The sequence below is a fragment of the Streptomyces sp. UF-297 genome (assembly GCF_058245575.1).
Genome location: NZ_JBSIBZ010000171.1, coordinates 1 through 7,852 on the forward strand (window position 1 = coordinate 1; position 7,852 = coordinate 7,852).

The following is a 7,852-nucleotide window of genomic DNA, read 5'->3' on the forward strand; positions in this document are numbered from 1 at the left end:
GGGCCACCCGCGGCTGCCGACTGTTTCACGGTGAGCGGTATGGCGTGGTCGAGCAGGGCGCCCTCGTGACGGAGGGCTGCCCCGGTGCGGTGTGGTGTGGTGCGGTGCCGTGGCGGACGGACCGCGAATCACGCCAGCGTGACCTGCATGCCGCCCCCGGCCAGGGCATCGAGGATCTCGGCGGTCCGCCCTGTAGGGGGAGGGGCGCCAGGCACTGACCTTGGCCCACAGCAGGCGCTCGGTGAGTGGCTCGCCCCGGTCGTCCCGTATCTCCAGGGCGGCCTGCTCCAGGTCCAGCGCCTGCCGGGTGCCCTTCAACAGGGCCGCCCGCAGCTGATCACCCGGGGCGAGCCCCTGCAGCACGAGCGGGTACGCCACCTGCTCGGACGGCAGGATGCGGGTGAACTCCCGGCAGGAGCCCAGCCATCGGTGCTCGTCATGCATCCGGACGGAACCCCTGTACCCCTCCGGCGGACCCTCGTAGTCATCCAGGCCGGTGAGCACCAGACTGCCTGTTCCGGCGAACTGCCCTGGGCTCTGCGCCTCCTCCAGCAGCCAGGGCCCCAACGCCTCGTCCTCCGGCACCAGCCACACCCGGCTGCCGCCCCAGTCCCGCACCGCGACGCCTTCCGGGACCCAGCCGAACCGTTCGTACGCCCCGCGCCGGGGTTCCCCGAAGAGCCCGTCCACTGCGGCGCACACGCCCCAGACGTAGCCGTGCTCCGTCTCCGTCAGCGTGTACCGCCCGTACCCGCGCTGGTCCCTGTCCTCATACACGAGGGGACATCATGTCCGGATCCGGCTTTCACGACGAAGTGCTTTCCCGCAGCCGATCCAAGCGCCTCAAGCACGCCCCGCCCGCCAGGGACGGTCCGGGGACCTCCATGTAGGAAGCTGCCGCCTGGCGTCGGTGTATGGGGCAGATCGCTGTGCCTGAGAGCCGGTCTCTCCTCCCTGCGGTGCGGGAGAGGCCGGCCGGGGCAACGGATGCTCACATACGCGAGACCACCCGGAAGCGGCCCCGCCGGGCCGGTCAGGACGCGGAGGGGACCCGAGTGCGTAGCCCTTCGGCGAACGTGCGCGCTGCCGCCAGATCGTCGGCGTTGGGCCGTCCCTTCTTGATGCCGCCGACGGGCTTGAACGGAAGGCAGGTGTCCAGTGCGCGGCACGAGAAGGTGTCGGCCACCTCGAAGCCCTTCTGGTCGAGGAGCTGTACCACGGGGCGGGTGTAGGGCCGGATCCGTGCTTCGGGGAACCCGCTGGTGGAGAACACGAAAGCCCTGCCTCGTTGTTCCCTCTTCGGGAGGGACTGGATGAACTGGCGCAGCTGCGGGTGGAAGGCCATCGAGAAGATGCCCGAGCCGAATCCCACGAGGTCGCAGGCGGCGAGTTCTGCCATGTCGACCTCCTCGGGGGCGACAACGGGGGCGTCCAGGACGCGGCCCATGGCATCGGCGACTCTCTTCGTGTTCCCGTGTGACACGGATACGCACACGATCATGGCCTTCATGGCGATGTTCCTCTCACTCTGCGGTCGTCCATAGGACACGGCTCGGCCCGCGACCGTGACACCGGGCGGCTGTGTCCTGCGTCACTTGCGGGGCGTGGTGTCGGCATCGGTGCTGTGCGGCACTACCGCCCAGCCTGGGCACCTGCGCGAGAGCTGCACCCACTTCATCCCCGACGCCCTTGCCGGAACAGTCCCCGGAGAGGCCGTCGGGTTGTGACGGTGCAAGGGGCCTCCCGGTCCGGGCTTCGCGCCTTCTGTAAGGCCGTGGCCGAGGCGGGCCGTGGCGATCGCGCTGTGCTGTGCTGGAGAGCACCGGGCTGGGCGTGGTGGCGGACGGACGCCACCGTCTCGGCGATCCGAGGAAGTTGGAGATGGCGTTGCGGCGAGCTCCGGTTGAGTGGATGCCGTTGTCGCTGTGGTGGCGTCGTACGAGGGACCGCTGTGGGGCCGTGGGCGTGAAGCCGCGTAGTGCCGGATGATCTGCTGTCGCCGCGGTGTCGTCCGGCCGGCGCCTGCGTGCGCACCCGTACGGGGGCCTCGTGCGCCGTGAGACCCCGGACCGGTCCCGCCTGCCGGGACGGGCAGGGCTGGCCCGCTCCCGGGTGCAGCACTTCCTGCTGCACCCGGGAGCGGGTGTAGCGGCCTCACGATCCGGCTCGTTCAGCGGCGCGCGCAGGCGGCGCTCGCTCAACACCCGTCTTAGCCGATGCCGTCGTCGCGCACCATGCCAGAACTCGCCGCTGTACGTCGCCTGGTGTGCTGACCGGCGCCGTCGCCATCGCCAAGCGCGGCGACCGTCTGAACGGAAGGATGGCGGCGTTTCACGGCGGTGCACCGGGGCGGCGCTTCTTCTAGACAGGCCATATACAGGCTATGTAGAGTACGAGTATGGCGATGCTGCGTATGACCCTGCAGACCCAACTGGTGCTGCGGGCTTTGCTGGAGGACCCCGCCAAGCAGCGTTACGGCCTGGAGCTGTGCGAGCTGGCAGGGCTGCCGTCGGGCACGATCTATCCGATTCTCGCCAGGCTCGAACAGGCCGGCTGGGTGGACAGCACTTGGGAGGACCCGACCGTTCACGAAATCGCGGGCCGGCCTCGGCGCCGCTTCTACCAGATCACTCAAGAGGGCGCCGAGCAGGCCCGTGACGCCTTGGCGCGCGCCTACCGTGCCCGCAAGCAGCCGCTGCCGGGATGGGCGGCCGCCCGCCCGGCCGTTGACGGGGGAGCGTCATGAAGAGGAAGCGGTTATGGCCACCGCGCAGCGGTCGCGCGGACGAGCGCATGTCCTGCGATGCTCTCCTTGCGCGCGTGCGCACCCACCATCCCGCCGCGGACACGGCGCTGCTTGAACGGGCATACGCGGAGGCTGCTTTGTGGTATGAGGGCCACACGCGCCGCAGCGGAGCCCCGGTCCTCAGCCACTGTGTGACCGTCGCCGCCATCGTTGCTGGGTGCGGCACGCCTGCGGAAGTGGTGTGTGCCGCCCTGCTGCACGACCTTGAGGACACCGCCTGCCCTCCCGACCGCGTCGCCGAACTGTTCGGCCCCCATGTGGCGGACCTGGTGAGGGCTGTTCCGACTGCTCCGATGGCCATGCCCACCTCAGCCGTCACCGTCGCGGTTCCGGGAGTGTCGGGCGCCGCGCCACCCTTCGAGGCGGCCGTGCTGACCATCCGGCTCGCCGACCGGCTGCACAACATGCGCACCATCGCGTTCGTGTCGCAGGCCACCCGCTATCGCAAGGCCCGTGAAACCGTCGACGTCTTCGCGCCTGTGGCCCGAGCGGCGGGCCTGCCCCATGTGAGCCGGGAACTGCACGACTTGGCCTCGGCCGTCCTGCAGAGCCCCCCTGCCGCGTACGCCGTCACCGGGCGGACGCTGGCCGTCCTCGCCCTGCTGCTCCCCTCCCGCCAGCGCGCGCGGTGGCAGGAGGAGTGGACCGCCGAGCTGGCGGCCCACCGCACCCGTCGCTCCCGTGCCCGTTACACCCTTCGCGTCCTGCTGCACACACCGCGCCTGTCGACGACGCTGCGCCGCTCTGTGAGGCAGGAACAACCATGGTGAGCGCGGCTGCCCGCATCGGAAGCCTGCTCGGGGCAGCGGCCATCGCATGCGTGACAGCCACGGTGGGCGAAGGCCTGTCGGCCTGGGGGATCGTGGGGCTGTGCGCAAGCTCTCTGGCCCTGGCCGGGGCCATCCTGTTCTGGCCCAGTGAAACCCCGGCCCGGCGCCTGGGGCAGCTGATCCGGGCCTGGCGCAGTCCGGCCACGATCGCGCCGCCCGAGCCAGGCCAGTCGCCACGAACTCCGGCTTCGCTCGGAGGGAACGCGGCTGACACACCCTCATGCCACACCCCGGGGACGTGAGCGATGGGGGAGGGGCGCGGGATCCCGGCCAGGGCCGTCGATGCCGGTGCCGTCGGCGTGGGCTGGCCGGTTGGGCTGCCGCTGCGGCGTGTCCTGCGCGGGGGACGTGGGGGAGGATGAGGCGGGACGGCCACGCAGAGGTGACCACCGTGGGCTTGGTGGGCCCGGAGCACATTTCGGTGCTGGAGCGCGACTGGCGCTTTGCACGGATGCTGAACCCGACGAAGCGGCTGCTCAGTGAACGGTAACGCGCGGTGCCCAAGTGCAGTTGCCGGGGCGGGCAGGCCACGGTCACAGACGCGGACGGTCTCGAGCACACCGTGCGGTGCGAGGCGCGCGACGGGATCGGTGACCTGCCGCCGTACGAGGACAACGGCGAAGCCCTCGCACGGTAGCGCCGCAGCCGTCATCCGACAGACAGCAGTGCGGCGCCTCGCTCCGGTGCCGACGGCGTGGCTGTCGCGCCTGTTGAGGATCTTCAGATCTCGCCAGTGCTACTCCTCCCGCTGAATTCAGGAATGAAGGAAGTGGGGGAGAACGACGAACCGCGGCGACGCATGCCCCCACCCCGTCAATGGGTAACCATCAGCCAGGCAGGCCAAAGACGGGGGCCGTCATGGTAGACACCTGGACCATCGTCGCCGCAGTGTCCGGAGTTCTCGGCAATATCACTGCCGTCGTTGTATCGGTCGCCAGCATCCGGCGAGCGGACGCAGCGCTCGTCCAGGCCAGAGACATCGCCGCTCAACACCTCGCCGCGCAAGACGACTTCGATGGCGCAGCCACCTGCATCGCCTGGCGCGAACACATCATTGCGCTGCACGACCGCGGCCTGACCTCCGACCAGATACGGCGGATCATGCTCCTCGAACCCGGCGGCGAGGGCTACGAGCCAGGAATGGGCGGCATCGACGACATCCTCCGTGACATCCCAAGAATCCCGCCCAGCCCTTGAACAGCAAGAGACCGGACTCTGCTGCCGCGCTACCTGGGCGTCAGCACACAGAACTCGTTGCCGTCGGGATCGGTCATTTCCACTCGGCCGGCCTCGCCCTGGCCGGTGTCGATGAGAGTCGCCCCAAGGGAGAGCAGGCGCTCGACCTCTGCCATCCGGTCTCCGTGGGCAGGGGGAGCGAGGTCGAAATGCAGCCGGTTCTTGCCCGTCTTCGGCATCAGCGGCGGACCGCCCCACGTGATCTTCGGGCCGCCGTGCGGCGAGCGGATCGCGGTCTCCTGGTCCTGGTCCCAGACCAGCGGCCACCCCAGCGCTTCGCTCCAGAAGTACCCGACCTCCTGCGAACCATCGCAGGCCAGCGCTCCGATGAAGCCGCAGTCGGCAAGGAAGTCGTTGTCCGGCTCGATGACGCAGAACTCGTTGCCTTCGGGGTCGGCGAGCACCACGTGACCTTCTTCCGGGCGCTGGCCGACGTCGATGTGCCGTGCGCCGAGTCCCAGCGCCCTGGCCACCGTGTGCTGCTGGTCCTCCAGGGAGGTACTCGTCAGATCGAAGTGCATCCGGTTCTGGCCGGCCTTCTGCTCCTGGGCCGGGGGAAAACGGATGCGGAACCCGGTGTCGTCGCTGGGCAGGAGCGTGACGCCGTCGTGTGGATCGTCAGTCATTGCCCAGCCCAGGACCCCGGACCAGAACTGCGCGAGACGCAGCGGCCGGCTCGCACCGAAGCAGACCGCGAACAGTTGAGAAGTCATTCCCCTGTGCTCTCCCCTCCGCTGACCGGCCACTGCCGACAGGCCGCCCCGTCGGCCCCGCGGACGGGCAGCATAGGGGCGAACCGGTGCCACCCGCAGCCGAGTTTCGACGGCAGCCCGAGCGATCAGCGACGCGTGCACCACGACGCGCGCACCGACACGTATCCGTTTGAGGGTGTTGCCGAGCGGCGTACGCCCCTGGCCTCGATGGCTGAGGCCAGGCGGGGGCTGATCGGGCCCGGCTGGGAACAGTCACCCGCCCGGAGGGAAACGGTCTTCAAGGTGCCGAGTCGTGCCAGATGAGACCCACTCGTGAACGCCCGGCGCCCTGCACCCGGGACGTCTTCTCCGAAGACGGCTGCAGCCTGTGCTGCCTTCGTCGGATCCCTCGCCGCTCCATTTCTCTCCGGTCACCAGGCCCACCACCGCGGGGCACGGCCGCTCCCATCCGCATGGCATGCCCATCCACCTGCACCGATTGCGAACAGAACAGAGGGGAACCCATGCCCGGATGTTATGAGGTGCATGACAGTAGGCGTGGGGCGTACGGGGCAATAGCGTGCTCGGCAAGCGACGGGATGCAGCGCCCTGCCCTGTCGTGCCCCCCCACACGATTGCTTCGAGACGAGGTCCTCGTGAGCCGTAGAATTTCCGCTCGTCTGCTGACCGTATGCCTTGTCCTGGCTCTGAGTTCGGGCACGGCAGTCGCGTCCGGTCCCGCGTCGGCCAGCCCCTCCCGGGACACCGGACCAAGCCGCCTCCCCGATCCCTACTGTTACGGCGAACCGTCGCAGCCGAATGCCGACCTGAGCGACCTCAAGGCGGCCTTCAACTCCTCGAACTGGATGCGGACCCTCCAGGCCATGTACAAGCGGCGCTGGCCCAGCGGGGAGGCGTTGGCCATCGCTCAGGCCAACGACAAGTACTGGGACCAGTTCGTGAACAAGCGGAGCTTCGAGGGGTTCGCCGAGTCGATGATGGTGGCGATCCACGAGGAGACCCACATGTGGGACCTCGACCCGTCCCGGACCAAGTGGGACGTGCACATCGCGGCATGGATCAACGGCAGTCAGCAGGCGCTGACGGTGCCCGTGCACGGCGGCTTCCCCCGCAAGGAGATCCTGCCGCTGATCAAGGACAACCTCAGCTCCTCCATGGACGACATCTACCTGCGGGACAAGACGCAGGGGGACTACCGCTTCCAGGGGGTGCTGGCGGAGCAGAACGCCGGGCTGACCGGACTGCCGGCGGTCACGGTGCTCCAGGAGTACATCAAGGGGGTCGGCGCCAGTAACGCCCGGGACATCGCCGCCACCAACCTGCGCTACCTCCTGCTCTACCTGCGCACCGCCAAGGCCAAGCACCCCGACTACTGGGCCAGGATCAAGGCCGAGCCCAAGCTCCGCGACCTGGCCCTGACCCAGTTCCTGCGGACGGCCTACTGGCTGGAGAAGTCCGCGCCCTACACCGGAAAACTGGGCAGCAAGGACGCCGACAAGATCACTGCGACGAACTACGCCCCGGAGAACATCGCCATCCTGGAGGAGTTCACCGGCCGCAAGGTGCGCCTGGACTCACAGAAGCACTGCACCGCCTGAAGGACCGCCGCAGCCTGGCTGAGGGGCCGTGCCGGTGGGGACACTCCCCTCACGCGTCGTGCTCTTGCCGGACGTAGCGGTGGGACAGGGCCGGGGCGATCCCGTCCGCTCGCTCGGTTGGCGCAAGAGCGGGGAGGCGACGGCAGGTGGCGCCATGCGCCAGCCCAGCAACTCAGAGGAACCGGACCGAGCTTCTGAGCCGCCCCATGGCCGCTTCCGGCACGCGCAGTCCCCACAGCAGAGTGATGGCCCGGGAGGTTGCCTCGGCGGTCGTCTGCGCGTCGGTCTGCGCAAGTGCTCGGGCGGCTGTGCTGTCCGCCGTCACGCCGCCCTCCCGGACCAACGGCGGCAGATCGGTGACTCTGATTTGTCGTTCTCCTGTCCCGGCAAGGGCGTTGAGCAACGCTGGCTTCTTCTGTACGAGGGGTCCGCTCCAGGAGTTTTGGCCTCACCACATCAGGCCGTCGGCGACGCGCAGGGGCAGGGCACGGGCAGGCGAGGGGCGCGTCTCCGGACGAGGGCGCGCCTGACAAGGCCGTGAAGCCGTGGGGAAGTTCGCGTCGGCCCCCTCGGCCGTAATCGGGTGCCGAGGCCGTGTTAGCCGGGTGTTAGCGGTGCGGCAGTCGTGCGGTGGTGGCCCGGGTCAGTGTGGGTGTCGTACCGAGGAGA

The 7,852-nt window shown here is 69.3% G+C and carries 7 protein-coding genes and 1 pseudogene; 4 read left to right on the forward strand and 4 right to left on the reverse strand.

Annotated features, from left to right (window positions below; genetic code table 11):
• Together AC4IJH_RS42805 and AC4IJH_RS42810 are read right to left on the reverse strand one after the other, a co-directional pair.
• Positions 1 to 777, reverse strand: a pseudogene (locus AC4IJH_RS42805) (hypothetical protein); the annotation flags it as partial.
• A gap of 256 nt (positions 778 to 1,033) precedes the next feature.
• Positions 1,034 to 1,510 carry a flavodoxin family protein gene (locus tag AC4IJH_RS42810; protein WP_490857457.1) on the reverse strand — a complete coding sequence of 159 codons (477 nt, stop codon included), beginning with the start codon at positions 1,508 to 1,510 and terminating at the stop codon, positions 1,034 to 1,036.
• A gap of 888 nt (positions 1,511 to 2,398) precedes the next feature.
• Between AC4IJH_RS42810 and AC4IJH_RS42815 the strand changes: the two genes are divergently transcribed.
• From AC4IJH_RS42815 to AC4IJH_RS42825, 3 genes are all read left to right on the forward strand, one after another.
• Positions 2,399 to 2,746 carry a PadR family transcriptional regulator gene (locus AC4IJH_RS42815; protein ID WP_490857458.1) on the forward strand — a complete coding sequence of 116 codons (348 nt, stop codon included), beginning with the start codon at positions 2,399 to 2,401 and terminating at the stop codon, positions 2,744 to 2,746.
• 47 nt (positions 2,747 to 2,793) lie between these two features.
• Entirely contained in the window at positions 2,794 to 3,576 is a 783-nt protein-coding gene (locus AC4IJH_RS42820) for an HD domain-containing protein (RefSeq protein ID WP_490857459.1), read from the forward strand.
• A 918-nt stretch (positions 3,577 to 4,494) separates the two neighbouring features.
• Complete coding sequence (locus AC4IJH_RS42825) at positions 4,495 to 4,833, forward strand: hypothetical protein (protein ID WP_490857460.1); 339 nt, start codon at positions 4,495 to 4,497, stop codon at positions 4,831 to 4,833.
• 29 nt (positions 4,834 to 4,862) lie between these two features.
• Here AC4IJH_RS42825 and AC4IJH_RS42830 read toward each other — a convergent pair whose 3' ends face one another.
• Complete coding sequence (locus AC4IJH_RS42830) at positions 4,863 to 5,585, reverse strand: VOC family protein (RefSeq protein WP_490857461.1); 723 nt, start codon at positions 5,583 to 5,585, stop codon at positions 4,863 to 4,865.
• Positions 5,586 to 6,448: 863 nt separating this feature from the next.
• Here AC4IJH_RS42830 and AC4IJH_RS42835 point away from each other — a divergent pair.
• Positions 6,449 to 7,183: a hypothetical protein gene (locus AC4IJH_RS42835; RefSeq protein ID WP_490857462.1), complete on the forward strand. Its 735-nt coding sequence runs from the start codon at positions 6,449 to 6,451 to the stop codon at positions 7,181 to 7,183.
• Between the two features lie 172 nt (positions 7,184 to 7,355).
• Here the strand turns inward: AC4IJH_RS42835 and AC4IJH_RS42840 are convergent, their stop codons facing one another.
• Positions 7,356 to 7,586 carry a hypothetical protein gene (locus AC4IJH_RS42840; RefSeq protein WP_490857463.1) on the reverse strand — a complete coding sequence of 77 codons (231 nt, stop codon included), beginning with the start codon at positions 7,584 to 7,586 and terminating at the stop codon, positions 7,356 to 7,358.
• Positions 7,587 to 7,852 lie beyond the last annotated feature (266 nt).

What these genes read in the sequence shown, in the direction of transcription:
- AC4IJH_RS42810 (WP_490857457.1), bottom strand. Translation starts at nt 1,510, where the DNA reads ATGAAGGCCATGATCGTGTGCGTATCCGTGTCACACGGGAACACGAAG.
- AC4IJH_RS42815 (WP_490857458.1), top strand. Translation starts at nt 2,399, where the DNA reads ATGGCGATGCTGCGTATGACCCTGCAGACCCAACTGGTGCTGCGGGCT.
- AC4IJH_RS42820 (WP_490857459.1), top strand. Translation starts at nt 2,794, where the DNA reads ATGTCCTGCGATGCTCTCCTTGCGCGCGTGCGCACCCACCATCCCGCC.
- AC4IJH_RS42825 (WP_490857460.1), top strand. Translation starts at nt 4,495, where the DNA reads ATGGTAGACACCTGGACCATCGTCGCCGCAGTGTCCGGAGTTCTCGGC.
- AC4IJH_RS42830 (WP_490857461.1), bottom strand. Translation starts at nt 5,585, where the DNA reads ATGACTTCTCAACTGTTCGCGGTCTGCTTCGGTGCGAGCCGGCCGCTG.
- AC4IJH_RS42835 (WP_490857462.1), top strand. Translation starts at nt 6,449, where the DNA reads ATGTACAAGCGGCGCTGGCCCAGCGGGGAGGCGTTGGCCATCGCTCAG.